General features: G+C 44.0%; 24 protein-coding genes and 1 tRNA gene. 13 read left to right on the top strand and 12 right to left on the bottom strand.

Features of this window, described 5'->3' with window-relative positions; all coding sequences use genetic code 11:
• Positions 1-190 precede the first annotated feature (190 nt).
• Complete coding sequence (locus tag ICN43_RS09645) at positions 191-817, top strand: response regulator transcription factor (RefSeq protein WP_216199305.1); 627 nt, start codon at positions 191-193, stop codon at positions 815-817.
• A gap of 83 nt (positions 818-900) precedes the next feature.
• Positions 901-1,911: a RodZ family helix-turn-helix domain-containing protein gene (locus ICN43_RS09640; RefSeq protein WP_216199304.1), complete on the top strand. Its 1,011-nt coding sequence runs from the start codon at positions 901-903 to the stop codon at positions 1,909-1,911.
• Positions 1,912-1,945: 34 nt separating this feature from the next.
• On the opposite strand, the gene glnK is transcribed toward ICN43_RS09640, so the two are convergent.
• The 3 genes from glnK to ppa are packed head-to-tail and all read right to left on the bottom strand — an operon-like array spanning position 1,946 to position 4,519.
• The gene (gene glnK, locus ICN43_RS09635) at positions 1,946-2,284 is read right to left on the bottom strand and encodes a P-II family nitrogen regulator (protein ID WP_015420723.1); all 339 of its coding nucleotides are present in this window, start codon (positions 2,282-2,284) and stop codon (positions 1,946-1,948) included.
• A gap of 51 nt (positions 2,285-2,335) precedes the next feature.
• A complete protein-coding gene (locus ICN43_RS09630) occupies positions 2,336-3,955 on the bottom strand; it encodes an NAD+ synthase (RefSeq protein ID WP_216199302.1) in 1,620 nt (539 codons plus the stop codon).
• 24 nt (positions 3,956-3,979) lie between these two features.
• Positions 3,980-4,519 (bottom strand): inorganic diphosphatase, encoded by a 540-nt coding sequence (gene ppa / locus ICN43_RS09625; RefSeq protein WP_216199300.1) that lies wholly within the window; start codon positions 4,517-4,519, stop codon positions 3,980-3,982.
• 170 nt (positions 4,520-4,689) lie between these two features.
• Here ppa and ICN43_RS09620 point away from each other — a divergent pair, with 170 nt between their 5' ends.
• Positions 4,690-6,750, top strand: coding sequence for a sodium-translocating pyrophosphatase (locus tag ICN43_RS09620; protein WP_216199298.1), 2,061 nt, complete (start codon positions 4,690-4,692; stop codon positions 6,748-6,750).
• An 80-nt stretch (positions 6,751-6,830) separates the two neighbouring features.
• Here ICN43_RS09620 and trxB read toward each other — a convergent pair whose 3' ends face one another.
• Positions 6,831-7,787 (bottom strand): thioredoxin-disulfide reductase, encoded by a 957-nt coding sequence (trxB, locus tag ICN43_RS09615; protein WP_216199296.1) that lies wholly within the window; start codon positions 7,785-7,787, stop codon positions 6,831-6,833.
• Positions 7,788-7,826: 39 nt separating this feature from the next.
• Between trxB and ICN43_RS09610 the strand changes: the two genes are divergently transcribed.
• From ICN43_RS09610 to serS, 3 genes are read left to right on the top strand one after another with little or no spacing between them, the layout of a single operon-like run.
• On the top strand, positions 7,827-10,139 hold the full coding sequence (locus ICN43_RS09610; RefSeq protein ID WP_216199295.1) for a DNA translocase FtsK: 2,313 nt from the start codon (positions 7,827-7,829) through the stop codon (positions 10,137-10,139).
• Positions 10,140-10,149: 10 nt separating this feature from the next.
• Positions 10,150-10,842, top strand: coding sequence for an outer membrane lipoprotein carrier protein LolA (locus tag ICN43_RS09605; protein WP_216199293.1), 693 nt, complete (start codon positions 10,150-10,152; stop codon positions 10,840-10,842).
• Positions 10,843-10,885: 43 nt separating this feature from the next.
• Positions 10,886-12,196: a serine--tRNA ligase gene (gene serS / locus ICN43_RS09600; RefSeq protein ID WP_216199290.1), complete on the top strand. Its 1,311-nt coding sequence runs from the start codon at positions 10,886-10,888 to the stop codon at positions 12,194-12,196.
• Here serS and ICN43_RS09595 read toward each other — a convergent pair.
• Positions 12,191-13,102, bottom strand: coding sequence for a LysR family transcriptional regulator (locus tag ICN43_RS09595; RefSeq protein ID WP_216199288.1), 912 nt, complete (start codon positions 13,100-13,102; stop codon positions 12,191-12,193). The genes serS and ICN43_RS09595 overlap by 6 nt on opposite strands.
• Positions 13,103-13,244: 142 nt before the next feature.
• Here ICN43_RS09595 and ICN43_RS09590 point away from each other — a divergent pair, with 142 nt between their 5' ends.
• From ICN43_RS09590 to ICN43_RS09575, 4 genes are all read left to right on the top strand, one after another.
• Positions 13,245-14,252 carry a 4-hydroxythreonine-4-phosphate dehydrogenase PdxA gene (locus ICN43_RS09590; RefSeq protein WP_216199285.1) on the top strand — a complete coding sequence of 336 codons (1,008 nt, stop codon included), beginning with the start codon at positions 13,245-13,247 and terminating at the stop codon, positions 14,250-14,252.
• Positions 14,253-14,261: 9 nt separating this feature from the next.
• On the top strand, positions 14,262-15,212 hold the full coding sequence (locus ICN43_RS09585; protein ID WP_255533485.1) for an alpha/beta fold hydrolase: 951 nt from the start codon (positions 14,262-14,264) through the stop codon (positions 15,210-15,212).
• Positions 15,213-15,344: 132 nt separating this feature from the next.
• Positions 15,345-15,434: transfer RNA gene (locus ICN43_RS09580), tRNA-Ser, on the top strand.
• A 495-nt stretch (positions 15,435-15,929) separates the two neighbouring features.
• The gene (locus tag ICN43_RS09575) at positions 15,930-16,691 is read left to right on the top strand and encodes a hypothetical protein (RefSeq protein ID WP_216199282.1); all 762 of its coding nucleotides are present in this window, start codon (positions 15,930-15,932) and stop codon (positions 16,689-16,691) included.
• A 141-nt stretch (positions 16,692-16,832) separates the two neighbouring features.
• Here the strand turns inward: ICN43_RS09575 and ICN43_RS09570 are convergent, their stop codons facing one another.
• The 3 genes from ICN43_RS09570 to ICN43_RS09560 are packed head-to-tail and all read right to left on the bottom strand — an operon-like array spanning position 16,833 to position 18,521.
• Positions 16,833-17,492, bottom strand: coding sequence for a YcjF family protein (locus ICN43_RS09570; RefSeq protein ID WP_216199280.1), 660 nt, complete (start codon positions 17,490-17,492; stop codon positions 16,833-16,835).
• On the bottom strand, positions 17,458-18,252 hold the full coding sequence (locus ICN43_RS09565; protein WP_216199277.1) for a ParA family protein: 795 nt from the start codon (positions 18,250-18,252) through the stop codon (positions 17,458-17,460). The genes ICN43_RS09570 and ICN43_RS09565 overlap by 35 nt, the downstream gene beginning before the upstream one ends.
• Before the next feature lie 26 nt (positions 18,253-18,278).
• A complete protein-coding gene (locus ICN43_RS09560) occupies positions 18,279-18,521 on the bottom strand; it encodes a hypothetical protein (RefSeq protein ID WP_216199274.1) in 243 nt (80 codons plus the stop codon).
• Between the two features lie 149 nt (positions 18,522-18,670).
• On the opposite strand from ICN43_RS09560, the gene ICN43_RS09555 reads away from it, so the two are divergent.
• Both ICN43_RS09555 and ICN43_RS09550 read left to right on the top strand, forming a co-directional pair.
• The gene (locus ICN43_RS09555; RefSeq protein ID WP_216199271.1) at positions 18,671-18,931 is read left to right on the top strand and encodes a hypothetical protein; all 261 of its coding nucleotides are present in this window, start codon (positions 18,671-18,673) and stop codon (positions 18,929-18,931) included.
• A gap of 85 nt (positions 18,932-19,016) precedes the next feature.
• Positions 19,017-19,868, top strand: a complete 852-nt coding sequence (locus tag ICN43_RS09550; protein ID WP_216199269.1) for a hypothetical protein — start codon at positions 19,017-19,019, stop codon at positions 19,866-19,868.
• Positions 19,869-19,898: 30 nt separating this feature from the next.
• On the opposite strand, the gene ICN43_RS09545 is transcribed toward ICN43_RS09550, so the two are convergent.
• The 3 genes from ICN43_RS09545 to ICN43_RS09535 are packed head-to-tail and all read right to left on the bottom strand — an operon-like array spanning position 19,899 to position 23,449.
• On the bottom strand, positions 19,899-21,116 hold the full coding sequence (locus ICN43_RS09545; protein ID WP_216199266.1) for a cytochrome P450: 1,218 nt from the start codon (positions 21,114-21,116) through the stop codon (positions 19,899-19,901).
• Complete coding sequence (locus ICN43_RS09540; RefSeq protein WP_216199264.1) at positions 21,117-21,344, bottom strand: ferredoxin; 228 nt, start codon at positions 21,342-21,344, stop codon at positions 21,117-21,119.
• Positions 21,345-21,370: 26 nt separating this feature from the next.
• On the bottom strand, positions 21,371-23,449 hold the full coding sequence (locus ICN43_RS09535) for an ABC transporter ATP-binding protein/permease (protein ID WP_216199261.1): 2,079 nt from the start codon (positions 23,447-23,449) through the stop codon (positions 21,371-21,373).
• 192 nt (positions 23,450-23,641) lie between these two features.
• Here ICN43_RS09535 and ICN43_RS09530 point away from each other — a divergent pair, with 192 nt between their 5' ends.
• Positions 23,642-24,310, top strand: coding sequence for a hypothetical protein (locus tag ICN43_RS09530; RefSeq protein WP_216199257.1), 669 nt, complete (start codon positions 23,642-23,644; stop codon positions 24,308-24,310).
• Positions 24,311-24,314: 4 nt separating this feature from the next.
• Here ICN43_RS09530 and ICN43_RS09525 read toward each other — a convergent pair whose 3' ends face one another.
• Entirely contained in the window at positions 24,315-25,781 is a 1,467-nt protein-coding gene (locus tag ICN43_RS09525; protein WP_216199254.1) for a bifunctional 3-(3-hydroxy-phenyl)propionate/3-hydroxycinnamic acid hydroxylase, read from the bottom strand.
• Positions 25,782-25,824: the final 43 nt, after the last annotated feature.

Below are 25,824 nucleotides of genomic sequence, written 5' to 3'. Positions count from 1 at the left end.
CTATTGTGCCGTGAGAAAACAGCAAACGCAGGGCTTTATGCAGACTTGCCCACGTTCTTATCTTGCACTGCAACAAGAAGATTTCTATATTGTATTTGCTGACCGCCTGCATTATTAGCTTTAAAGCTAATATCCTTCTGGAATAAGCTACAGTAAATTGACTTATCTATTACTTTTTCTTTTAAATTCAATGACTAAAGTTGGCCATATTTATCTAATTGACGACGATGAGTCAATGCGCACCTCTTTAAGCAGAATGCTCAAGGAGTTGGGCTATATCGTAGAAGACTTCTCCTCTGCGGTGGCTTATTTAGAGCATTCACTGCCGGTAGCGCCAGCAGTTATTTTGCTCGATATGCAAATGCCGGATATGAGCGGACTAGATTTACAGGAAAAACTGTTGCAATTGGGCCGCAAGACCCCGATTATCTTTGTGAGTGGCCAAAGCCACCCCCATCAAATCGTTAAAAGCCTCAAGCAGGGTGCTGTCGATTTTCTCTTTAAGCCATTCAATTTGGAGGATTTATTGAAGGCGGTCGCAGATGCCCTTGAGTTCGATAGGCGTCAGCTAAAACGGATATCTAAAGAGGTGGAAACCAAGAAGGATTATTCGACTCTTACTCCTAGGGAGAGGGAGGTCTGTTTTTGGCTGGTAAAAGGATTGCTGAATAAGGACATTGCTGTCAAACTAGGGACAACAGATGCCACTATCAAGGTTCATAAGGCTAGGGTCATGGATAAGATGAATGTAAATTCAGTCCAATTATTGGTTGCAAAGTACCTTGAGTCTGATTTGGAAAATATTCACAATAACTAGCTCTTGAGCTAATTTCTCTGGTGTTGAGAGGGAACTATGATGAGGCATTATTTTGATAATAAAAGCACTTCAAACACTTCGTGATGTCTAACACCAAACTTCCTGAGATTCGCAAAGAAGCTTTCATTGAGGCTCGAGAAAAGCTCGGCTTAAGCACCAAGGACCTTGGTGGCCAGGCCTGTCTGTCTGCACGCCAAATTGAGCAAATCGAAAATGGTGAGACTAGCTCATTCTATGGCGCTCAGATTAAAGTAACTGCCGCTAAAAAAGTCGCAAAGCTACTCAACTTAAGTGATGAAGAGGCCTTTGATACTAACTCGCATGCCTCTGAAAAATTAAGCGCTACTCCAACGCAGTTACCTATTGCAGAAGTTAAGGTAGCAGATGCTCCAATAAAGGAAGAGGCTAAAAAGACTGGTGCCGAAGCACCAGAATTGGTGGCTAAAGAAGAAAAAGAGCCTATCAAAAAAGTAGAGTCTGCAAAAGTCATCTTAAAAGAAATTCCTTTTCCTGCGACTTCAGTTAGTCCAAAGTCTGCTTCCTCAAAGAAGTTATTTTTGTGGCTTAGCGTATTGGCTGCACTGGTGTTTTCGATAATTAACTTGCGCCCAATCTATTTCGCAGATAAGCCTGAAGAAATTCTTGTTGTAAAAGAAGAGCTTATTGAGCCAGCTCCTGCGGTAACTCCAGCTGAGCCTACGCCGGCTGCTCCGGTCGCTCCAGCAGTTCCAATTCCTGCAGCTAGCGCCGAAGTCTCAACAGCCTGCCCTACTGAGGAAGACATTATTAGCTATAAAACAGATGCACCGCGTAAGGCCGCAGACCTAGTTTATGTGCAGGTGAAATCCAAGCAAGTGATTTGTGTGAGTGACGCTTCTGGAAAGATGCAAAATAAGTTGATTGAGCCTGGAGTGGGCGCATCTTTTTATGGCAAACCACCATTCAAGGTGCTTACTGGTGGCCTTGCTCAGGTAGATGTCTTTTTTCAGGGAACAAAAGTTCGCCTGACAAATCTTAATTACAAAACATTGGTATTGGAGGCTGCTGAAGTAGTGGCTCCACCCGTTGACCGGACAGATTCTCAGCTACGCTAACCCTTTAGAGGATTAGCGTATTCAATACTGTTACTTAAACTGCTGAGTCATTCGTTTCGCCAGTACGAATACGAATTGCCTGCTCAATCGGGCTAACAAAAATCTTGCCATCGCCAATCTTGCCAGTGCGCGCTGCTTTGGTAATTGCTTCGATTGCTGAATCTACGCGGTCATCAGCGACAACTACTTCAACTTTTACTTTGGGTAAAAAGTCGACTACATACTCGGCGCCACGGTACAGCTCTGTATGGCCTTTTTGGCGACCAAAGCCTTTAACTTCAGTAACCGTCAGTCCGGTAACGCCTACTTCAGCTAAGGCTTCTCGAACTTCGTCAAGTTTGAACGGCTTAATAATGGATGTGATTAGCTTCATATATTCCCCTTAATACAGTAATCATACCTAGAACTGGAAACGAGTGCCCGGTTACGCCCTAAATTGGGATGTAATGGGATAGCGCCAGTCACGCCCAAAAGCTCGGGTAGTCACGCGAACACCGGGAGGTGCTTGGCGACGTTTGTACTCATTGAGCTTGATGAGGCGGGTTACTTTTTCGACGCTTTCAGAATCAAATCCAGCGGCAATTATTTGAGCAATGGACTGGTTTTGTTCCATATAGCGCTCTACGATACCATCCAGGACTTCATACGAAGGCAGGCTGTCTTGATCGGTTTGGTCCGGACGTAATTCTGCGGAAGGTGCGCGTGTCAAAATCCGTTCTGGAATGATTGGGGCAATAGTGTTGCGATATGCGCATAAGCGATAGACCAAGGTCTTGGCGATATCCTTGATGACAGCAAAGCCACCAGCCATATCTCCATATAAAGTGCAGTAGCCAACTGCCATCTCGCTCTTATTGCCTGTTGTTAGAACTAGGCGACCTGTTTTATTCGAGAGTGCCATGAGGAGGGTACCTCGTACCCGTGCCTGAATGTTTTCTTCTGTAGCATCAAGCTTCAAACCCTTAAATTGCTCGGCTAAAGCATGCTCTAAAGCATCAACGGGCTCACTAATCGGAATCTCATCATATTGAACGCCCAGATTCTGAGCCATTGCTCTGGCATCAATCCATGAGATGTCAGCGGTATAGCGTGAGGCCATCATGACAGTGCGCACTTTGTCTGCACCTAAAGCATCCACAGCTATCGCTAGTACTAACGCAGAGTCAACACCTCCGGAGAGGCCAATGATGACTCCCGGAAAGCGATTTTTTTGAACATAGTCACGCACACCCAAAACAAGCGCTTGGTAAGCCTGAGCTTCTACGCTTGATGGGGTAACTAGCGTGCCCAGCTCTAAATCCCCAGATGCATTGACATCCACAAAGCCAAGAGCAGTTTCAAACTGCGGCATAGTCATGACTACTTTTCCTGTACTGTTTAAAGCAAAGGATCCGCCATCAAAAACCAGTTCGTCTTGACCACCTACTGCGTTTACGTAGACCAATGGCATTTTGCTTAAAACAATCTGCTTACGCAGTATTTCAATGCGTAAGGATTCTTTTTGGAGGTGATAAGGCGAGGCATTCAAAACGAGTAGCACTTGGGCACCAGCAGCATGCACCTGTTTGGCTGGGCCTGCATGCCAAGCATCTTCACAAAGAATGAGTCCGTACTGAATGCCGGCATTTTCAAAGACGCAGGCTTCATTACCTGGCGTGAAATAACGCACCTCATCGAATACTTCGTGATTGGGCAATTCTTGTTTTGCATAGCCAGCGATGACTTTGCCATCACGAATAACGGAGGCGTAGTTTTGCAAACCAGCCGCAGTGTTTTTAGGGTGACCAATAATCACGGTTAGCCCTGGAAATTTTTGGAGCTCCTGTATTAAGCAACTAAGCTCGCGATCGGTCGCTTCAATAAAAGCAGGGCGCAATAACAAGTCTTCTGGCGGGTAGCCAGTGAGCGAGAGTTCTGGTGTGAGCACTACTGTGGCGCCTTGTGCATAAGCATCTGAGGCCGCTTGAGAGATAAGCTGGGCGTTGCCAGGCAAATCACCCAAAAGAGGGTTGATTTGCGCTAGGGCGATTTTTTGCGAGTTCAATCCAATTAACCAGTTGAATATGAATTAGCTTTGATGCTCTTTTTTGTAAGCCTCAATACCTTCAAGAATTTCTTTATGGGCATCAGCAACACCACCCCACCCTTTGACTTTCACCCACTTACCTGGCTCGAGATCTTTGTAGTGTTCAAAAAAATGCTGGATTTGATTTAAACGTAATGGATTGATGTCTTCTGGTTTTTGCCAATGGGTATAAATAGGTAAAATCTTATCTTCTGGAACGGCTAACAATTTGGCATCTTGTCCACCTTCATCTTCCATCATCAATACCCCAATTGCGCGACAACTAACAACCACACCAGGAATCAAGGGGAACGGAGTGATAACAAGCACATCAACGGGATCACCATCCCCAGCAATAGTTTTATTGATATACCCATAGTTGCATGGGTAATGCATTGCAGTGCCCATAAAGCGGTCAACAAAAATGGCGCCACTTTCTTTGTCAACTTCATACTTGATTGGATCTGCATTCATTGGGATTTCGATGATTACATTAAAGCTTTCAGGGATTTTTTTCCCTGGTTTGACGTTGTCGAGACTCATTCATGCTCCGGATAGTGATTAGTAAATACCCTGATCTTGCAAAAGCGCTAGGGTAGTAATTCTGCTACATACTGATAAGGCTTATAGGCTCTATTTTATCTCTTTCGGAATTGGGCTGACATAGCTGATAGATAAGCACTATTTAGATCTAATTTATAAGGGGTTCAAGCATGGGTAATGTCACATTAGGCTTGTATTTTTCCTTGGCGTGCGGTGTTCTAGCCGTGATTTATGGCTTTGTGATGCGCGGATGGATATTGAAGCAAAGTACTGGTAACGCAAAGATGCAAGAAATTGCTGAGGCGATCCAGCAGGGAGCTGCAGCTTACTTATCCCGCCAATACAAGGCGATCTCCATTGTTGGTGTAGTCCTCACGATCTTGATAGCGCTGTTTCTAGACTTTGCAACGGCTATCGGCTTCGTAATTGGCGCGGTACTTTCGGGCGCCTGCGGCTTTATTGGTATGAATATTTCGGTGCGGGCGAATGTCCGAACTGCGGAAGCGGCCACCAAAGGAATGAATGAAGCTCTCAATGTGGCATTCAAAGGTGGCGCTATTACCGGTATGTTAGTGGTAGGCCTTGGATTGCTCGGAGTAGGTCTTTTCTTTATGTTTTTGGTCTCAATGGGCTCTGGACAGGATCTCCCATCTATCCTGCATCCACTGATTGGATTAGCATTTGGCTCCTCATTAATTTCCATCTTCGCTCGTTTGGGCGGAGGTATCTTTACAAAGGGCGCTGATGTTGGAGCCGACTTGGTTGGCAAAGTAGAGGCAGGCATTCCGGAAGATGACCCTCGCAATCCAGCAGTCATTGCCGACAACGTCGGGGATAACGTGGGGGATTGTGCTGGAATGGCGGCTGATCTATTTGAGACCTACGCAGTAACGCTCATTGCAACCATGGTCTTGGGCGCACTGATGATTACTAGCGCACCAGTATCGGCAGTTGTTTACCCACTAGTGTTGGGTGGCGTCTCAATTATTGCCTCCATTATTGGATGCTCTTTTGTTAAGGCAACCCCTGGCATGAAAAACGTCATGCCTGCCTTATATAAGGGCTTGATTGTGGCAGGCGGTATTTCTTTAGTAGCATTTTATTTTGTTACTAATTTCATCATGCCCGATGATGCTTTGGGCTTTGCTGGAAGCCAGTGGCGCTTATTTGGATCTACCATCGTTGGCCTAGTGTTGACTGCAGGCCTAGTTTGGATTACCGAGTACTACACTGGCACGCAATTTAAACCAGTACAGCATATCGCTGAAGCTTCGACTAAAGGTCATGGTACAAATATTATTGCTGGTCTTGGTGTTTCTATGAGATCGACTGCATACCCAGTACTTTTTGTTTGTGCCGCAATTTATGTGGCTTACTGGTTAGCTGGTATTTATGGCATTGCTATTGCAGCTACAGCAATGCTCTCGATGGCGGGTATCGTAGTCGCTTTAGATGCCTATGGTCCGATTACAGATAATGCTGGTGGTATTGCAGAGATGGCTGGTATGCCGCAATCGGTTCGTGACATTACAGATCCATTGGATGCAGTGGGCAATACGACCAAGGCCGTAACTAAGGGATATGCGATTGGTTCAGCAGGTCTTGCTGCTTTAGTTCTGTTTGCGGACTATACCCATGCCTTGGAGGCTATTGGTCAGCAAGTGTCATTTGATCTCTCGGATCATATGGTAATTATTGGCCTCTTTATTGGCGGCATGATTCCATATTTGTTTGGTGCGATGGCAATGGAAGCGGTCGGACGTTGTGCAGGTGCGGTGGTTGAAGAGGTCCGCCGTCAGTTCCGTGAGATCCCAGGAATTATGGAGGGCACTGCAAAACCCGAGTACGGCAAAGCAGTAGATATGCTGACCTCAGCCGCGATCAAGGAAATGATTGTTCCTTCACTTTTACCGGTGGTGGCTCCTATCGCAGTAGGTCTCTTACTGGGACCCGCTGCTTTGGGTGGCTTGCTGATGGGCACGATTATCACGGGCTTATTCGTAGCAATCTCCATGTGTACTGGTGGTGGGGCCTGGGACAATGCCAAGAAATATATCGAAGAAGGAAACTTTGGAGGTAAAGGTTCTGAAGCTCATAAAGCGGCGGTTACTGGCGACACTGTTGGCGACCCCTACAAAGATACTGCTGGACCTGCAGTAAACCCACTCATCAAGATTATTAACATCGTGGCATTGTTGATCGTGCCGCTATTACCAGTGGTGAGCCGCTAACAATGTAGAGGAATAAAATGTAAGAAAAAAATGCCTAGCATTGCTAGGCATTTTTATTTGATCTCTCGACTGAGTTTGTATTAATCCAAAGTCTCCAAGTAACGCTGGGCATCTAATGCAGCCATACAGCCTGTACCTGCGCTAGTGATGGCTTGACGATAAATATGGTCTTGTACATCGCCCGCTGCAAATACGCCTGGGATATTGGTAGCGGTGGCATTACCTTCCAAACCAGAGTGTGTCTTGATGTAGCCATTGTTCATATCAAGCTGACCAACAAATAACTCGGTATTCGGTTTATGGCCAATCGCAATGAAGGCGCCAGTAACAGCAATATCTTCTGTGCTGCCATCGGCTTTCTTAATGCGGAGACCCGTCACACCTTTTTCATCGCCCAAGACTTCGTCAAGTGTTGAGTTCAATTTGAGTTCGACTTTACCTTCGGCTACCTTAGCCATAAGGCGGTCGTTAAGTATGGGCTCTGCACGGAATTTATCGCGACGATGAATCACGGTAACTTTTTTGGCGATACCAGTGAGGTAGAGCGCCTCTTCTACAGCGGTGTTTCCACCACCGACTACGCAAACATCTTGATTGCGATAGAAGAAGCCATCACATGTAGCGCATCCAGAGACACCGCGACCCATAAATGCCTCTTCACTAGGCAGGCCGATGTATTGAGCGGAGGCGCCTGTAGAAATAATCAAGGCATCACAGGTATAAGTGCCAGAGTCGCCAACTAGGCGAATGGGTTTTTCAGCAAGGGCAGCAGTATGAATATGATCAAAAATGATGCTGGTATTAAAGCGCTCAGCATGCTTTAAAAACCGATCCATCAGCTCTGGTCCCTGAACTCCATCTGGGTCCGCCGGCCAGTTTTCTACATCCGTTGTGGTCATTAATTGACCTCCCTGCGCCAAGCCAGTAATCAGCGTTGGGTTCAAATTGGCGCGGGCTGCATATACGGCAGCTGTGTAGCCAGCAGGGCCGGAACCCAGAATGAGGACTTTCGAGTGTTTTGGGGTATTTGTATTCATCTCCAAATTATAGGATTGCTTGATTACAATCGGTAGAACATGGCTAGAACCACATACCCGAAGTCCAAAACCCCTTTAAGCCCCCAGCCCCCTGAGAATAGCGGGCAGGGCAGGATGCCCCGCCTCCTGATGGAGGCTCGTTGGTTTATTTCTTGTGGCCTCTGTTTGGGCTTATTGGCTATTTTGTTGACCTATTCCAAGGCAGATCCAGCCTGGTCGCATGCCAGCTTTGAGGCTCCGAAGAATCTTGGAGGCCGTTTTGGAGCCTATTTAGCGGATTTATTGCTCTACATCTTCGGCGTTTCTGCTTTTTGGTGGGTAGCGCTCTTTGGGCGACGCGTTCTTAGTGGTTGGCGTGAGCTTTGGAGTATTCCTTTGCCAGCAGATCCTGACGCCAAGCCAGACTCTCTATTAATGCGTTGGATGGGCTTTGGACTGACTTTACTAAGCAGTATGGGCCTTGAATCTATTCGTCTTCATTCATTGAGCTGGGAGCTTCCCAGACCTCCTGGAGGCATTTTGGGTGAACTCATTGGGGATCCACTGCAAATGACCTTAGGGTTTACTGGTTCAACCTTGGTTTTACTCTTCACCCTGTGTGCTGGCTTGTCCTTATTTCTCCATTTTTCTTGGCTAGATGTCGCTGAAAAATTAGGCCGCTTCCTCGAGCTTGCCTATAACCGCTTACGTGAGCGCAGGGATAGTGAAGAAGATCGTAAGTTAGGTGAAGTTGCAGCTGAGGAGCGTGAAGAGTTCGTTGAAGAGTTCCGTGGGCGCGTTGAAATTGCTAAGCCAGTACAGATTATTCGAGCACCAGCAGAGATTCCGAAAAGTGCCCGAGTAGAGCGCGAAAAGCAGCAACCACTATTCGTCGATATTCCAGATTCAGAATTACCGCCATTAGCTTTACTTGATCCAGTGCCAGAAGTAAAAGAAACTATTTCAGCGGAGGTATTGGAGTTCACATCTCGCTTAATTGAGCGCAAGTTGGCTGAGTTCAATGTGGAGGTCAAGGTTATCGCAGCCTACCCGGGCCCGGTAGTGACCCGTTATGAAATTGATCCTGCTGTTGGTGTTAAGGGTAGTCAGATTGTCAATCTCTCACGCGACTTAGCGCGCTCCTTGGGCGTAGTGAGTATGCGTGTAGTTGAAACTATTCCAGGTAAGACTTGCATGGCTTTGGAATTGCCAAACCCAAAACGCCAATCCGTTTATCTCTCTGAGATATTGAGCTCACAGGTATATAACGACAGTCACTCTAACCTAACCCTGTCTCTAGGTAAGGATATTTCTGGTAGCCCCATCGTTGCTGACTTAGCAAAGATGCCACACTGTCTCGTTGCTGGTACTACCGGCGCAGGTAAATCGGTTGGTATCAATGCCATGATTTTGTCTATTCTCTACAAGGCAAAGCCTGATGAAGTGCGTCTCATCATGATTGATCCGAAGATGCTCGAGATGGCTATGTACGACAAGATTCCGCATCTCTTATGCCCAGTTGTAACTGATATGAAGCAAGCTTACAACGCGCTTAATTGGGCTGTAAATGAGATGGAGCGTCGCTACAAGCTTATGAGTAAGTTTGGTGTACGCAACCTTGCTGGCTTTAATAAAAAGATTTTAGAAGCAGAAGAAAAAGGCGAGAAGCTTACTAATCCATTTAGCTTAACTCCTGATGATCCAGAGCCAATTTATAAGGCACCAGTGATCGTCATCGTGATTGATGAGTTAGCTGACTTGATGATGGTTTCTGGCAAGAAGATTGAAGAGTTGATTGCGCGTATAGCCCAAAAGGCTCGTGCTGCCGGTATCCATTTGGTGTTGGCAACTCAACGCCCAAGTGTGGATGTTATTACTGGCTTGATTAAGGCTAACGTGCCAACCCGAATTTCTTTCCAAGTTAGCAGCAAGATCGATAGCCGCACTATCCTAGATCAACAGGGTGCCGAAGCATTACTCGGTATGGGCGATATGCTCTACATGGCTCCAGGTACCGGTTTGCCAGTTCGTGTTCATGGTGCATTTGTTTCTGATGATGAAGTTCATCGTGTGGTCGAGTGGCTTAAAGAGAAGGGTGAGGCTAACTACATTGACGGCGTTCTAGAGGGCGCTGACGAATCCACGATTGACGCCTTAACTGGTGAAGGTGGTGGCGAAGCGGATCCCTTGTACGATCAAGCAGTGGCTATCGTCCTAGAAAACAAACGTCCATCAATTTCTCTCGTGCAGCGTCACTTACGCATTGGTTATAACCGTGCTGCCCGTTTACTCGAGGATATGGAAAAAGCAGGCTTAGTTTCTAAGATGGGTAATGGCGGTAATCGCGAAATCCTCCATCGTCCTTCTGAATAAGGCGATCCACTTGTACAGATTTTTCTCAGTAGTATCAGCAATCCTCATTAGCCTGACACCTCTTTCATTTGCAAGTTCTGTACTTGCTCAAGGCGAAAGTGGGGCAGAGCAGTTACGTCAGTTTGTACGCAACTCCAAAACTGCTGAGGGTGAGTTTGTGCAGCAGCAATTGCGTGCACCCAAAGCAAATGAACCTCAAGATAAAGGTTTAAAAGTAGTTCGCCAAACCCAGGGACGTTTTGTGTTTCAGCGTCCAGGCCGATTTATTTGGGATACCCAAAAGCCGTACGAGCAAAAACTCATTGCTGATGGCAAACAACTTATTTTGTGGGATAAGGATTTAAATCAAGCAACTTTTCGGCCTGCCGGCCAAGCCTTAGCAGCTACTCCAGCTGCAATCCTGTTTGGAGAGACCTCCCTGGATCAGCATTTTGATTTGCTTGAGGGCGAAGATCGCCTGGGTATGAAATGGGTTAGCCTTGCACCAAAGAAAAGTCCCAATACAAAAAATGGCAATGACTTGCCGTATACCAAGATCTCTGTGGGAATGGTCAATGGCCTACCTAAAGCACTAGAGCTGATAGATGGTCTAGGAAGCGTGGTCTTGGTCACCTTGGATAAGATCCAGATCAACGTCAACCTGCCCGCCAACCGCTTTAGTTTTACTCCACCTGCCGGAGCAGAAGTCTTACGCTTAAACTAGAGCTACAGTAGTATTTAATACATCCTAACCAGTAGAGCATTACATGATTGATCCGCAATTACTCCGCAAAGATATCGCAGCTGTTGCTGCCCGTTTAGCCACTCGTAAATTCCAGCTCGATGTTGAGAAGTTCAACACCTTAGAGTCCGAGCGTAAATCTTTACAAACCCGTACTGAAGAATTGCAAGCCAAGCGCAATCAACTAGCCAAAGCTATTGGCATGAAAAAAGGTAAAGGTGAGGATGCTGCCGCTGAGATGGCTGAAGCAACGCAGATTAACGTCGACATGGAATCAGGCGCAGCTCGATTATCAGTTTTGCAAGCGGAGATTGCAGATTTCTTGATGAATATTCCCAATCTCCCGGATGAAGCAGTGCCGGTTGGTAAAGATGAGACTGAAAATATGGAAGTAAAGCGTTGGGGTGTGATTCCCGAGTTTTCATTTCCTATCAAGGACCATGTGGATTTAGGTGCACCATTGGGTCTGGACTTTGAATCTGCTGCAAAGATTAGCGGCTCACGATTTGTAGTTCTAAAGGGACCTGCTGCTAGATTGCATCGCGCCTTAGCGCAATTCATGATTGATCTGCATTCAACTCAACATGGTTACGAAGAGGTTAATGTTCCTCTCATGGTGAATGCTGCATCAATGCGGGGTACTGGCCAACTTCCTAAGTTTGAGGAGGATCTGTTTAAGGTTCCTCGCCAGATGGGCGGTGAGGATGGGGCGGGCGAAGCAAAAGTTGAAAACTTTTATCTCATCCCTACTGCAGAGGTACCGGTTACTAATTTAGTGCGCGACACCATTACTGCCGCTGAAGAGTTACCACTGAAATTCGTTGCGCATACTCCCTGTTTTAGATCTGAGGCTGGAAGCTATGGGCGTGATGTGCGCGGCATGATTCGTCAGCACCAGTTTGAAAAAGTAGAGCTCGTGCAAATTGCAAAGCCAGAAGAGTCCATGCAGTTACTTGAAGAATTAACTGCGCACGCAGAAAGGGTGTTGGAGTTACTTGAGTTACCTTACCGAAAGATATTGCTCTGCACTGGCGATATGGGTTTTGGTAGCACTAAAACTTACGACCTTGAGGTATGGATCCCCTCACAAAATGCTTATCGCGAGATCAGTTCTTGCTCTAATATGGGCGATTTTCAAGCCAGACGCATGCAGGCAAGATACAAATCTGGACAAGGTAAGCCAGAGCTGGTTCATACCCTAAATGGTTCTGGGCTTGCGGTAGGTAGAACTGGCGTTGCTCTTCTGGAGAATTGCCAGCAGGCCGACGGCAGTATCGCTATACCGAAAGCCTTGCGACCCTACTTGGGTGGTTTAGCAGTTCTCAAGACATCATGATTTTGCTTGATGTAGTGGTGACTCCTTAAAACTTTCCACCAAAAAATCAAGCAAAGCTCGCACCGCAGCAGACATATTATTTTTTGCTGGAAGTACAAGAGAGATATTTGCTGATGGTAAGGCCCAATCAGTCAGCACTTCCTGTAACCTGCCTGACCGTAAGTAAGGTTCAACCTCCCAAATTGACCTCATTAAAATTCCATGTCCCTCTAAGGCCCATGCTGTTGCTGATTCTCCATCATTCGTGGTGAGCTGGCCTCGTACCTTGATAGTTTCATGTTTATTGCCAGAATGTAAATGCCAAGTCCCAAAAGTTTCATTACTCTCTCTTAGAAAGATGCATTGATGTTGACTAAGATCTTTGGGGGTTTGAGGCGAATGATTGCGTTGTAGATATTTTGGTGATGCGCAAAGAATGCGTTTATTGGGAATTAAAATTCGGGATGTCAATCTGGTATGCGGTAAATCTCCAAAATGAATAAATAAATCGATTCCTTGCTCAAGTGCATTAATTGGCTTGTCTGTAAGGTGTAGTTGTATTTCTATATCTTTGTATGTACGTGCAAATTCAGATAGTGCTGGCGCTATATATTTACGGCCAAATCCTAGGGTGGCACCAATTCGTATTGTTCCCTTTGGCTTGTCTTTGCTGCCAGCTATGGACCGCTCAAGCGTCTCCAGATCATTTAGTACTTTCGATCCCTCTGTTAAATAAATATCGCCCTCTGGGGTCAGATTCATGTGTCTAGTGGTTCTATTGAGTAATCTGACACCGAGGCGCGCCTCAAGATTGGCGAGACGTTTGCTCACCGCCGGGGGTGTTACTCCCATTTCTTGGGCAGCACTATTGAGGTTACCTTTCTTTATAAGGAGTGAGAAAAAAGCAATGTCAGAGAATTGACCCATAATTAACTTAAAGTAACTAAAGTTATGAATAAATGTTAACTATAAACCCAATTTCTTCAGTTACTATCAAAAAAAGCGTAAGCAAATATGCTTAGATAGGCATAAAACGCATTTGAATCACTATTTCATTAAAGGGTATTGCATGAGTCAAAAACCAATTGTTGGTCTAATGCTGGGTGACGTAACGGGGATTGGTCCCGAGGTGGCAGTTAAGTTACTTGCAAAACCTGAGACGCACGAGCAAGCCAGAGTATTTGTTGTCGGAGACTTGAGGGTCTTAGAAATTGGTATGGCTGATGCCAAGATCAAGTTGACCGTTAATGTCGTCAACGATATAGATTCTGCTGATTGGTCAAAGCCTGGCATACAGTTTTTGGACCTAAAAAATATTAATCCAGCCGAGATTCCTCGTGGCCAGACATCGATTGAGTCTGGGCGATTGACTGGAGAAACACTTAAAGTCATGACGGATATGGTTCATGCCGGAAAAATGGATGCAGTCTGCTTTGCGCCTCTTAATAAGGGCGCATTGAATAAAGGTGGATGGAAGTATCGAGATGAGCATGAAATGTTTGCCAATTGGAATGGTCATGAGGGCTATTACGGTGAAGTCAATCTAATTAAGCTGTTCTGTACCTTCCGAGTCACCTCTCATGTGAGTCTTCGTCAAGCAGTAGATATGGTCATCCCCGAAAGAATCGAGGGTGCATTGCGATTGGCTCACGAGACCATGCGTGGTCTTGGCAAGACACATCCCCGAATTGGAGTAGCTGCCTTAAATCCACATAATGGAGAGGGTGGCCTATTTGGTTCTGAAGAGATTGAAATCATTCGACCTACATTAGATCGTTTGCGTGCAGAAGGCCTGCCATGCGAAGGCCCATTCCCATCAGATACAGTTTTCTTAAAGGCACGTGCTGGTGATTTTGATGCGGTTGTGATTATGTACCATGATCAAGGCCAGATAGCTACGAAGCTTCTTGGCTTTAGTGAAGGCGTCACACTAACGGGTGGTCTTAAAACGCTGTATACAACACCTTCCCATGGAACTGCATATGACATCGTGGGACAAGGCATTGCAGATGTTGGTGCAATGAAAAGGGCATTTGATGTCATTACAAACCTTGCGACTGCAAGAATAAATAAATAAGGAGGCCTTATGACTAGAAAGAGAATTCATACGCCTGCTGATGTTGAATCCTTGGAGTTCGATACGCTCATTCCGCATAATGCCAAGCTCATGGAAGGCTTCAAACCATTTAAATTGCCAGGTGACGGCGTCAATATCAATGGCGTTATTGGCGGTAGCGGTCCTCCTCTCTTACTAATTCATGGAAATCCACTAACCCATGTGACCTGGCATAAGGTGGCGCCTACCTTGGCTAAGCACTATACGGTGGTTGCAGTTGACCTACGTGGTTATGGTGATAGCGATAAGCCTTTGGGTGGTGGCGATCACTCAGCATATTCGTTTCGTTCGATGGCTAATGATGCTGTTAAGGTGATGGCTCAGTTAGGCTTCACAAAATTTCCCGTTGTTGGGCATGATCGGGGTGCGCGTGTGGGCTTCAGGATGTGCTTAGATCATCCTGAAACTGTGACTAAATTTATCCCCTTGGACATCGTGCCAACGCATGAAGTGTTGACCAAGGTAACAATGGGTTGGGGACTGGAATCCTATCACTGGTTTTTTATGGCGCAAAAGGAGCCCTTTCCTGAGCGCTTGATATGTGGTGATTTGGATTACTACATCAACTATAAGCTCAATAAAAAAGGTGTTGGTTTAAAAATATTTGCTCCTGAAGCATTGGCTGAATACGCTCGCTGTACTACTCCTGAGCAAATTCATGCTATCTGTGAGGACTATCGCGCTACGGTATCTGTCGATCTAGAAATGGATACTGCCGATCTTGCAAATAACAAGAAAATTGCTTGCCCAGTCATGGTTCTATGGGGAAGCAATAGCCATTGCGGAAGACACTTTACGCCAATAGCAGCTTGGGCTAAGTGGGCCGATGATCTTGAGGGGACTGATATTCCCACAGGGCATTACCCACAAGAAGAGCGCCCGGATTTAATTTATAAAGCGATTCGATCCTTTATTGGCTAGCCTCTAAATTCCCTACAGCCTTTCATCGTTTATGATGTGAGGCTACTTTGTATTTGCGGTTATGGAATCTTCATAAATGTCCATACATCGTCAAGCGGCCGATAAATAGTAATCAAATCGGCCTAAAGTCACGGAGAGGTGGCAGAGTGGTCGAATGTACCTGACTCGAAATCAGGCGTACTGTCAAAGGTACCGTGGGTTCGAATCCCACCCTCTCCGCCAAGTCAATAGGTATTAAAAGGGTTTGAACAGATACAACACCAATGTTACTAAAATCCTTACCAAAAACCATCTAAGGACAGTTTTTCTTTTTGGCGCAGATAGTCCGTTACGGCCCTTTAAGAGATTTTTGAGTTAGTTTTGAAATTGCGCCCCTCTAAGGCGTAGGCCGCCCACGTTGGAATCGTGCTGGGCAGGCCAAAATCCTATATTAAACAATGCTGTAGTTCATCTACTAACCTATAAAGTTGATTAAACGGTTTACTTGATAGGCTCTACACTGATAAATCATTAGAAATCTAATGATAATTATTAAGGTTTATAGTGATATTGCTTTAGTAGTAGCTCGCTGAACCTTTATAAAATCTATGGGGTGTTTTAATTACGGGTGAGGCCTACTATCTTATTCAATGTGATTGTGGCGCCCCTTTCAAAATGTGAGCCTATCAAACCATGCTATTTAATGAAGACCTGATCATATATCTTCTGACATCCAATATGATGTTCTGGGTATTATTGCTGTGTATGTTATTGATGGTAGAAATAGGGTGGCGTACTGGAACTTTTCTCGTTTCAAAATACCATATTCAAAAAGCAGATTCGAGCGATACATTCTTGGCGTCTATTTTTGGTTTGTTAGCCCTGTTAGTTGCCATTACTTTTTCTGGCGCCTCTGATCGTTTTGATCACCGACGACAACTCATTGTTCAGGAAGTTAGTTCCCTAGGAACGGCATATCAGTCCATTGATCTTCTAGCGACAAAAGACCAGCCTAAGATTCGAGAGCTTTTTAGAGAATACCTAGATACCCGAATTAATCTATATCAATCACAAGGTGATTTATCCGAGAAAGAGTTAAGGTCTCGGATTGATGTACATAATGCGATTGCTAGTCAAATATGGAAAGAGGTTGTGCTTGCAGTCAGTGAAACACCATTTCCCCAGAAATTAGTTGCTGCGCAAATCTTGCCCGAATTATCTGATATGTTTACTGCCTCAGAAAATCAGCGCTTAGCGATCAAATTTCATCCTCCACGCATTGTTTTTCAGGCATTAATTCTTTTATGTATGGTCGGATCTTTAGTTGCTGGCTACAATTTGGGAATCCAAAATCAAAGAGATTGGCTGCTCACCATTATGTTCACCATCTTAATGACGGGAACAATTTTTATTATTCTTGGACTCGAGTTTCCAAGGTTGGGCAAGGTTAATTTAGGTGATTTTGAGATTGAATTAATCGCCCTCAGAAAAATTTTTTAAATTTACTCAACTAAATTCAATATAAGATGGATTTCTAGATCTCACAAGTACTTACGCTAGTTTTTTTCCGTTACATAGCATTTTGAAAAAATTGATATTGCTAATATCTTCAGCTCTTAGGGGTTTAAGGAGCAGGCGATCTCATTGCAATTGATTTTTTAACGCCAACCTGGATTCTTTTATATCTAGATTAGTGAGATCACCTTGATTTTGGAAATGGCGCATGAAAAGAGTTCCTAAGCTGCTTGTTAATTTATAAATCGCAGCCGGTTGCGTAAGGACCAACAGAATGTTTCCTGCATAAGGAATTCCATATAACAACTCCTTGGCAAGATAGCCTAGAGAAAATAAGGCGGTTCCGCTGCCTAGGATACTGCTGATGGTCGCTTGAACCAATTCCTTGTGAAAGGGTATCTCATAAATAGAGCACAAATCTTTAATCATCTTTATCTGTACACCGCTGCTTGCAGCGGTAGCAAGTAGGGGTACTGGGGGTATTGCACAGGCGCTTGCTAGACGAGACCATTTTTTGATCGTAGACAAGGCAAGTAAATCTCGCTCTATCTCATTGGAGCCGCGTTTAGGGGTGCCAGATATGGTGATTGTCGACTTGGTGGCAGAGACCTTCTTTCTCTCGGGACTCTTATCGGGGGGTGGTGCCTTATCTTTAGCAGCAGAAGATTTCTTATTAATACTTTGTTTTTTTGGACCGATTGAATTTTTGATTTTCTCAACATCAGCAATAGGTGAAATTTGCTCTAAGGGGTTATTCTGAATGGTCGATTTTTTTGATCTTGGCATAACTTTTCCCCAATTGAATTACTTCTTGCGCTAATTCTCGATAATCCTTTGCTGCGCCTGATTGCCCATCATAAATTAATATATTTTCATTAAAAGAGGGGGCTTCCGCGAGTCGTATATTTTCGCGAATGACGCTTTTCAAGACTTTATTTCCAAATCTATCGATCAGTGACTGCAATATCTCTTTTGAGTGTTTAGTTCTAGTATCAACGCGTGATGGAAGAAAACCAAGGATTTCCAGATCTGGATTTAAGACTTCTTTAATCTCATTATATTTATTAATGAGTTGCGCTACACCAGTTAATGTCATGATGTGTGTTGTTACTGGGATTAATAGTTCGCCAGAGCTGGTGAGCGCATTCACTGTTAGCAAGCCGAGGGTTGGTGGGGTGTCGATTATGATGAAATCCCAGTCCTTGGGATTGAGGTCCCTTAAGCGTCGTTTCAGTAAAAAGTCGACCCCTAGTTCATTGGCAACCACTTTTTCTACAGATGCTAAATCTTGATGACCAGAAATGATGTTGATATCTGTCACTTGGGTGGGCTGAATAAGATCCTGAATAGGAATTTTTGAGCTGAATATCGAAAAAGAGGTTTTGGCTGGGTTACTAGCTCCAAGCCACTGGGATGCATTCGCCTGGGGGTCCAGGTCGATCAGCAAAACCCTCTTTTTGGTTTCAGCAAGGGAAGCAGCAAGATTAACTGCTGTTGTAGTCTTGGCGCACCCCCCTTTTTGGTTGGCAACACTAATAACTCTCATGCGAGCCAGCTGCAATACTTTGTGATTTAGTGATGCTTGGGAGGGGTATTTTCTTCACCCTCTTTGTTTTTTGCCTCTTCGACTATTCCACGCTCAGCAGTGGCGACAGCATCGGCCAAATCTTCCTTCGCTTTGGCCGTTGCCTTTTTAGCTTCCTCCACAGCGGAGTAAGAAAATTTAATGATTTCAATGAAAAAAGGCTTAATTAAAGGGCGCAAAATTGGCGCAAAAAATAGGCCGGCTAGGAAAGAAATGACTGCAATAAGCATAGTGGTCTAAGTTTTGAGAGGTTAATAAGGCACATTGTGAGACGCAAATTTAGTTAAATTTGCTCTCTCTATGGCTGTTACTATATACTGATACGGTATTTTTTTACAGCTATTTTAGGTCAAAAACTGCAACTTTAAGGGAGATATTCATGATTCAATTGGCTTCTAAGCCCCTGTTTACTTTTGTACTGGGTGCAGTTTCTACTGTTATTATTCCTAAGGTAATTCGCCCACTGTTGGTTGGTACAGTGAGTGCTGCTTTGTCTGCAAAAGAATTTTCCCAAACCGTATGGTCTGAAGGTGTTGAAGAAGCTAAAAAGATTCGTGAAGAAGCAATTGAAGGTCGCGAGAAAAATTTAGAACGCGAAATTCATGGTTTACGTTCCGAATTAAAAGACCTTAAGAAGTAATAGCGTTTGTTAATCAATTCAGAAGAGGCACTTTGTGCCTTTTTTGTTGTTGACTCTTTACTTTTAAAATTGAACTCCAGGGTTTATGTCCCAATCTAACCCTCCCAAGCTTCCCCCGCCAGAAAAAACTAGCCAGCTCTCTAAGGGGGAAGCTTTGGCGTCAAGTTCTTTTGCCAAGTTTATCAATTTCTTTAAAAGTATTTTCCGTATTTTTTGGGATTTGTTTTTAACTCTCCGCATTCTTCTTTTTATAGTCTATGTGTTTATTGCCATATTTAGGTTTTGGATTTGGTTCCTAGAGAAGGTATTAACAACCATGCGAATGTTGCTCCGCTTCTTGACTATTCCTCTGGGCGTCGCATCCGGCCTTCCTTTTGAAGCTTTATATAAGGCGCAAGAGAGTAACCTTTTCTTCAAGTCTTTCTGGAAATACACTTACTTTATGGTTATTGGAGAGTTTTTAATTGAGGTACGCAAAACCATTATTATTATTCAGTCGAGTATCTTCACTTTCTGGGAGCTAACATTTGCCAGAAAGGTGATCGTATTGGTTATCCCTTTCTTTTTAGTGCTTGGACCACTCGGTTTTATTATCCCCCGTCCTCAGGAGGTAGAGATCGTTGCGATTAACTCCATTAGAGATAATATTGCTACAGCTGGGGATGCCTCATATGTGATTTTGGCTAAAGGTTTTGATGGGCCTAATGACTTTAGGCAGTTTGTTAACAAGGATGCATGGTGGTTAGCCAAAGTTAACTCTCAAAGACTGAAAACTATACTTAAAGAAGGTAAAAAGTTTCAAGTATGGTTAGTGGGTTACCGAATCGCTTTCCCAATAGAGATGTATCCAAACATGGTTTATGCCATAGAGCTTGATGAAGATGGAAAACCGCTGCCGGTGGAGTTAGGGCCAGCAAAAACCTCAGATGATGAATAGCCAATTGCAGGTGGTAGCCAACCGGGTTGATTAGTGACTTGGAATTGCAATATCTAACTTTCTTGGTCCCCTGATTTGACCTGAACTCCATTTGACTTCAGATGGGTTGGCTAATGTGAATTCGGGGAAGCGTTTAATGAACTCTTCAATAGCGATTTTCAATTCTAGACGCGCTAAATTTGATCCAATGCAGCGGTGAATACCAAGCCCAAATGCGGCATGACGATTAATCCTCCTATCTAGCTGAACACTATCAGCATTCTCAAATGCTGCTGGGTCTCTGTTGGCGGCAGGATAAGGAACCAATATCCAATCATCTTTTTTAAGTTGGTGGCTAAAAAATTCAAAATCTTCTGTAACCAGGCGTGCCATTGTCACTGGAGCATAGGCTCTCAGAAATTCTTCTACAGCTGAATCAATGAGCTCTGGAGACTGGATCAATTTTTTTACATCATCTGGATGGGTTGCGAGGTGCCATATGCTGGAGCCGATCATGCTCCATGTTGTATCAACTCCTGCAATAAACATAAGTCCTATTGCGCCTCTAATGTGCTGCTCATCAAGAGGATTGTCATCTAGGGTGGTACTGATTAGGTACGAAATTAAATCATCTCTAGGGTTCTGGCGATGATCTTCGATTTGAATATCGAGATAGCTGTCTAGCCGATTTCGATTATCCATTAACTGTTCTGGAGTTAAATTAACGTCTTCGACTATATCCTTAATAAATGAAAAAAGAAGTGAGCTATCTTGCTCAGGTAATCCAAGCATTTTTACAATAATATTCAACGGAATATGTCTAGCGTAATGGTTAGAGGCATCAAAAGTTAAATCCCCATTTTTTAAATCTAGGCTATCCAATAGGTGCACACAAAGCTCTCGTATGCTGTTTTCAAGTAAGGCAATTTTTTTACTTGAGAAGGGGGGCAGTAAAAGCTTTCTGGCTTGGGTATGAAAAGGGGGGTCGCTAGTGATTGGGGGTGCGGCGCCTACCGGTCTGGGCACAATGGGTTTATCGGAGCTGACGATAATTCCATCGCTGGAAAAATGTTCTGTGTCATACGCAACTGCTCGGATCATGTCATAGGTTAAGGGTAGCCAAACTCCTCCGTAGCGATTGGTGTGTGCTATGGGACACTTTTCACGCATCTTTAGCCATATTTCATGGATATTTTCGTTATATGCTGGGTCCGCATGGTCAAAGTCGTTGTCCCAATTTGAGACGGGGCCATATATTGACTTAGTCATTTAGCTTGAAGAGTCTGTGATTGAAATTGCAAATTCCGGACAATTTTGAACTGCTAATTGCGCCTTTTCCATCAAGTTGTCAGGAATTGGATTGTTGGAAAGTAGTTTAGCCATTCCAAAGTCGTCGACATCGAATAATTCAGGGCAGATGAGATAGCAGCGATTGTGTCCCTGGCACTTCAATTCATCAATTTTCAAAAAAAGGGGAGGCGGTAATGTTTTAGTCATTCAATCTTCTTTCTAGAAAGGCTAGTCTAGGAATCTGCATTCATTTTTTCACCGGTTTGTATCTTCCACATTCCTGCATAAGATTGATCGAGCTTGAGCAGTTCAGTATGAGTTCCGCATTCACAAATTGAACCATTTTTCAGAACGTAAATCATATCTGCGTTCCGAATGGTTGCAAGGCGATGGGCAACAACGATGGTAGTTCTACCAGCAGTTGCAATGCGAAGGGAGCGCTGAAGAGAGGCTTCTGTTTCAAAATCAAGCGATGAGGTAGCTTCATCTAGAAGCAGTATGGGCCTATCTAAAAGAATAGCTCGAGCGATTGCTAGTCGTTGACGTTGCCCGCCAGATAAAGAGAAGCCACCAAATCCAAATGAGGTTTCATATTGATTAGGCAGGGACATAATAAAGTCATGGGCCTCTGCAATCTTTGCAGCATTGACCACATCCTCGTACGTTGCATCACGCCTACCGTAGGCAATATTTTCAAAAATAGTTCCACTAAATAGTGTCACGTTTTGCGATACAAAAGCCATCGACTCACGTAAGGTTTGTAGCGGGTAGTCTTTAATGTTTGTTCCATCAAGAGTAATTTCACCGCCTTGAGCATCATAAAAACGCATTAATAATTTGATGATCGTACTTTTTCCTGCTCCAGTTAAGCCAACAATACCAATAACTTTCTTTGGGGGCATCCAGAGATTTAAATGCTTGATTACAGGATAATTCGGATCATATCCAAAGGTAACATTATTGAAGCAAATATCACCTTGGATGAGTGTTGGGTCACTAATTAAATGACCCCCTAAAATTTTTGGCTTGATTTCTAAAGTGTCGTTTACATGGGTTAGGGCATTGGCGGTTTTTTGGTACATATCCAGACCATAACCAACTCTAGCAATGGCCGACAATAATCGAAGCTGAGTTAGAGCCATCGTATTAAGGGCCCCGGCAGAAATCTGTCCAGCACCTACTTTTAAGCCTCCCCAGAGAATGGAGGTAATAAAGCCACCCCCAGCAATAAGTCGAAGCGTAGGAACGTAGATTGCCTCTAACTGTTCGGCCTTTTGAATGCTATTGGTGTATTGCATACTAGCCAACTGAATGCGCGAGCTCTCGATTTGCTGGGAATTAAAGCTCGAGATAGTCGACATTCCGGCAATATTTCCGCTCATCATCGAGCTCATTTTTACGCCATCATCGTAAGCCCTCATAAAATTTAATCGGATTGGGTGAAGTAATGCTCGAGAAGCATAAATCAGTGGCGGAAGCATGAGTAATTGAAGGGCGGCAAATGCAGGCGAGACAATTAAAAATACTCCTGCAACTGATATTACGTTTGTAGTGACATTAAAGAAGGGGGTCATGCCATGACGAATAAAATGGTGAACTTGATTGATATCGCCTTCAAGTACTGCCATCCATTGGCTGATTTCACGAGACTCAACGTCACTAATATCAAGAGACTGAATGTGGTTATAGAGCTTTAGTCGTAGATCATGACGAACCGAATTTGCCAATTCCGCTTTAGCTCGATCATTCAAGTATTCAATCAGTGCAGCGAGCATCCAAAGAGAGATACTAAAACCACCTAAAGCAAAAAGTCGAGCACCTGCAGTCTTTAGCCCAAAAGAGGCAAGAATAGATGCAGAGCCGCGTGTAATGGTATCAATTGCAAGACCAAGAATTAGTGGTGGGGTTGCATCCTCGATACCATTTGCCAGGGAGAGGATTGCAACCTTACGTCGTAATTTGGGATACGGATTGGTGATCTCTATAAAGCTCTTAAATGGATTTAATCTGGCGGGGTTACTTTGTCGATCTCGTAAAACAAGTTCTTTTGAACACCTCATTTCACCAAGTCGCTTTTCTAATTGAAGAAGGATAGCTTTTTTGGTAATACTAATAACTTCTTCTTCGGAAAAATCCTGAGAAAAATAAATGAGAAGCGAGCCAGTGGTTGGGTTGGCAGTAACTTTATCGAACGAGGTTTTTAGGGTTAGTGCCTTAGCAACAGAATCACCTAGGGAGAGCTCAGTCTTAAATAGAGGCACCTCCAGCCGAATTCGACCAGGAATGCTAGAGAGTACTTTTACAGAGGACATGCTAGTAAATCCCCAACATTGGCAAAATGAGTTTGAAGCACGCTAAAGATGCATGCAGGGCGCAAGTTATTACATTAGTTTTGTTATTATAGCCTTACCGTTTTTTCTCACCTTTTTACCATTATGTCAATAAACCATTCCTACTCTTGCGTTGTCAAGGTAGACGGGCTGTCGCTGAAAGACCGTGAGGATATGTTTTTAATTCTTGAAGAGCATTTCGCTGGTTTAGATAGGGATGTGTTTAATCAGGACCTGGATGAAAAGGATTGGGTAGTTCGTATCAATGATACCGAGGGCAATATTGAGGGATTTAGCACCTTAAAAGTTTTGACTCAGGAATTTGAAGGTGAACGGATCCACGGTTTTTTTTCGGGTGATACGGTGCTATCAAAAAGATTTACCGGCGATCCGACTTGGATTCCAGTTTGGGGTGACCACGTTTTTGCTGAAGCTGCCTTATTGGAGCCTGAAAAATCCTATTGGGTGCTATTGACCGCTACCCATAGAACCTATCGTATTTTGCCGGTATGTTTTAAAGAATACATTCCAAATCCACATAAGCCAAGCGATCCTCGATTCAAGAAAATTTTAGACGGCTTTGTGCGTCAAAAGTTTCCTAAAGAGTACGATGCAGAATCAGGGCTGGTGGTGCTATCAAAATCTATCCCATATAAAAATATCGAAGACATTAAGTCAAAATTTGGTGACCACCATTTTTATACGGATTACTTTAGAAAACTAAATCCTCATTACGAGCGCGGAGATTTTCTATGTTGCATGACAGAACTCTGCCCTGAAAACTTGACTGATTCTTGTGTGCGCATTGTATATGGCATTAGACCAATCGTCGCTATTAGCTAATTGTTTAATAGGTGATCGATAGTTCGCTTAAAGCTTTTTCAAGATCATTAGGGTAGTTTACGATTGCCTGTATATATCTATCAGGCCGTATCAATATTGCTCTAGCATGATGTTCGTTGAGCCACTCTTGCATCTCCTCATTGGGCTTGTTTAGCAAAGTAATTAAAGATGAGTCAATTAATTTTTGAAGGTCTTCTGAAATCAACACTTCACCAATTAATGTGAGGTTTTTTCCTAAGAGTTCATCGTGCTTTATACCCCCTTGTGTAATTGGTTGGGGGGTAGGTAAACCACATACGCTTTCTTTATCAAAGGCTGGACCACCTAATTTAATTGTGGGAGGCTCCAACTTCCTCTCCGATGGAGGTAGTTTAAAGAGGTATTGATCTCGCTGAATGGCTAATTCACGGTCAGTAGTTTGAATCATTTTGCTAAGCCATAAATCACTCTCAATCACTTTTTCTACATAAGGCTTGCGTTCAGCTTCATAAGTGTTCAAAAGTTCATCAGAAGCAAATTCACGCAAAACAAAATCCAGTTTCCAGGCCAGATTTGCAGCATCCTTTATTCCTGAGCACATTCCTTGTCCTAAGAAGGGCGGCATTTGATGTGCGGCATCCCCTGCTAAAAAAAGATTGTCATGGCGCCACTGCTCAACTACAAGTGCATGAAACTCATATACAGCCGAACGGATAATCCGATATTGATCTGGGTTAAGCCATTTAGCCAAAAGCTCAGAGATTTTCTCCGGCCTTAAAATATCATCCGCATTTTCATCTGCCATCAGCATTAACTCAAACCGCCTCGTCTGGTCAGGTGTTGGGATATAAGTTGAGGGCCTATTGGGGTCGCAATATTGGACGGTGTTGAGGGGTAGATCTACTTCACCATTTAATTCAATATCAATAACAATCCACTGTTGGTCAGCGCCATAATCTCGGATATCTACATTTAACGCGCTACGAGTAATTGAGCGAGCCCCGCAGCAACCAATTAAAAACTTTGCCGAGTAACTTTCAGCCCCGTTAGGCCCATCGACCCCAATGCAGGCTTTGTCATTTACCAAACTTACCGTGCTGACACGATGCTCCAGATGTATCTCAACATTAGTATATTGAGCAAGCTTTTCTCTTAATTGACCCTCTAGAGTGGGTTGATGAAACATATACCCTGCATGCCAGCCAAGGGGGCCAACTTGGGTTGGCGCCTCATATGAGGACAGAGTTAATCCATCTTGATTGACAAGATCCATGCCCCGCACCTTAAAAGTGTATTTCAAAATATCTTCACTTAGTCCAATTTTCTGGAAGATGCGCATCACTTCGTCGTCAAAAAAAACGGCACGGGGTAAATCATAGATTTTTGAATTTTGCTCAAATATTTTGATATTCCAACCTAAGGGGGCCAATAAGTTCGCCAAGACTGATGAAGTGGGCCCAAAGCCCACTAGAATGATGTCGGTATTTGTCATAGTTGTAACTATAATCAACTGTTAAATAAAGTACATTAAGACC

It is taken from the genome of Polynucleobacter sp. UK-Mo-2m-Kol15 (assembly GCF_018881505.1).
In the GTDB taxonomy this organism is placed as follows: Bacteria; Pseudomonadota; Gammaproteobacteria; order Burkholderiales; family Burkholderiaceae; genus Polynucleobacter.
This window is presented reverse-complemented; position numbering and strand designations above follow the sequence as displayed.

What these genes read in the sequence shown, in the direction of transcription:
- ICN43_RS09645 (WP_216199305.1), top strand. Translation starts at nt 191, where the DNA reads ATGACTAAAGTTGGCCATATTTATCTAATTGACGACGATGAGTCAATG.
- ICN43_RS09640 (WP_216199304.1), top strand. Translation starts at nt 901, where the DNA reads ATGTCTAACACCAAACTTCCTGAGATTCGCAAAGAAGCTTTCATTGAG.
- glnK (WP_015420723.1), bottom strand. Translation starts at nt 2,284, where the DNA reads ATGAAGCTAATCACATCCATTATTAAGCCGTTCAAACTTGACGAAGTT.
- ppa (WP_216199300.1), bottom strand. Translation starts at nt 4,519, where the DNA reads ATGAGTCTCGACAACGTCAAACCAGGGAAAAAAATCCCTGAAAGCTTT.
- ICN43_RS09620 (WP_216199298.1), top strand. Translation starts at nt 4,690, where the DNA reads ATGGGTAATGTCACATTAGGCTTGTATTTTTCCTTGGCGTGCGGTGTT.
- trxB (WP_216199296.1), bottom strand. Translation starts at nt 7,787, where the DNA reads ATGAATACAAATACCCCAAAACACTCGAAAGTCCTCATTCTGGGTTCC.
- ICN43_RS09610 (WP_216199295.1), top strand. Translation starts at nt 7,827, where the DNA reads ATGGCTAGAACCACATACCCGAAGTCCAAAACCCCTTTAAGCCCCCAG.
- serS (WP_216199290.1), top strand. Translation starts at nt 10,886, where the DNA reads ATGATTGATCCGCAATTACTCCGCAAAGATATCGCAGCTGTTGCTGCC.
- ICN43_RS09595 (WP_216199288.1), bottom strand. Translation starts at nt 13,102, where the DNA reads ATGGGTCAATTCTCTGACATTGCTTTTTTCTCACTCCTTATAAAGAAA.
- ICN43_RS09590 (WP_216199285.1), top strand. Translation starts at nt 13,245, where the DNA reads ATGAGTCAAAAACCAATTGTTGGTCTAATGCTGGGTGACGTAACGGGG.
- ICN43_RS09585 (WP_255533485.1), top strand. Translation starts at nt 14,262, where the DNA reads ATGACTAGAAAGAGAATTCATACGCCTGCTGATGTTGAATCCTTGGAG.
- ICN43_RS09575 (WP_216199282.1), top strand. Translation starts at nt 15,930, where the DNA reads ATGATGTTCTGGGTATTATTGCTGTGTATGTTATTGATGGTAGAAATA.
- ICN43_RS09570 (WP_216199280.1), bottom strand. Translation starts at nt 17,492, where the DNA reads ATGCCAAGATCAAAAAAATCGACCATTCAGAATAACCCCTTAGAGCAA.
- ICN43_RS09565 (WP_216199277.1), bottom strand. Translation starts at nt 18,252, where the DNA reads ATGAGAGTTATTAGTGTTGCCAACCAAAAAGGGGGGTGCGCCAAGACT.
- ICN43_RS09560 (WP_216199274.1), bottom strand. Translation starts at nt 18,521, where the DNA reads ATGCTTATTGCAGTCATTTCTTTCCTAGCCGGCCTATTTTTTGCGCCA.
- ICN43_RS09555 (WP_216199271.1), top strand. Translation starts at nt 18,671, where the DNA reads ATGATTCAATTGGCTTCTAAGCCCCTGTTTACTTTTGTACTGGGTGCA.
- ICN43_RS09550 (WP_216199269.1), top strand. Translation starts at nt 19,017, where the DNA reads ATGTCCCAATCTAACCCTCCCAAGCTTCCCCCGCCAGAAAAAACTAGC.
- ICN43_RS09545 (WP_216199266.1), bottom strand. Translation starts at nt 21,116, where the DNA reads ATGACTAAGTCAATATATGGCCCCGTCTCAAATTGGGACAACGACTTT.
- ICN43_RS09540 (WP_216199264.1), bottom strand. Translation starts at nt 21,344, where the DNA reads ATGACTAAAACATTACCGCCTCCCCTTTTTTTGAAAATTGATGAATTG.
- ICN43_RS09535 (WP_216199261.1), bottom strand. Translation starts at nt 23,449, where the DNA reads ATGTCCTCTGTAAAAGTACTCTCTAGCATTCCTGGTCGAATTCGGCTG.
- ICN43_RS09530 (WP_216199257.1), top strand. Translation starts at nt 23,642, where the DNA reads ATGTTTTTAATTCTTGAAGAGCATTTCGCTGGTTTAGATAGGGATGTG.
- ICN43_RS09525 (WP_216199254.1), bottom strand. Translation starts at nt 25,781, where the DNA reads ATGACAAATACCGACATCATTCTAGTGGGCTTTGGGCCCACTTCATCA.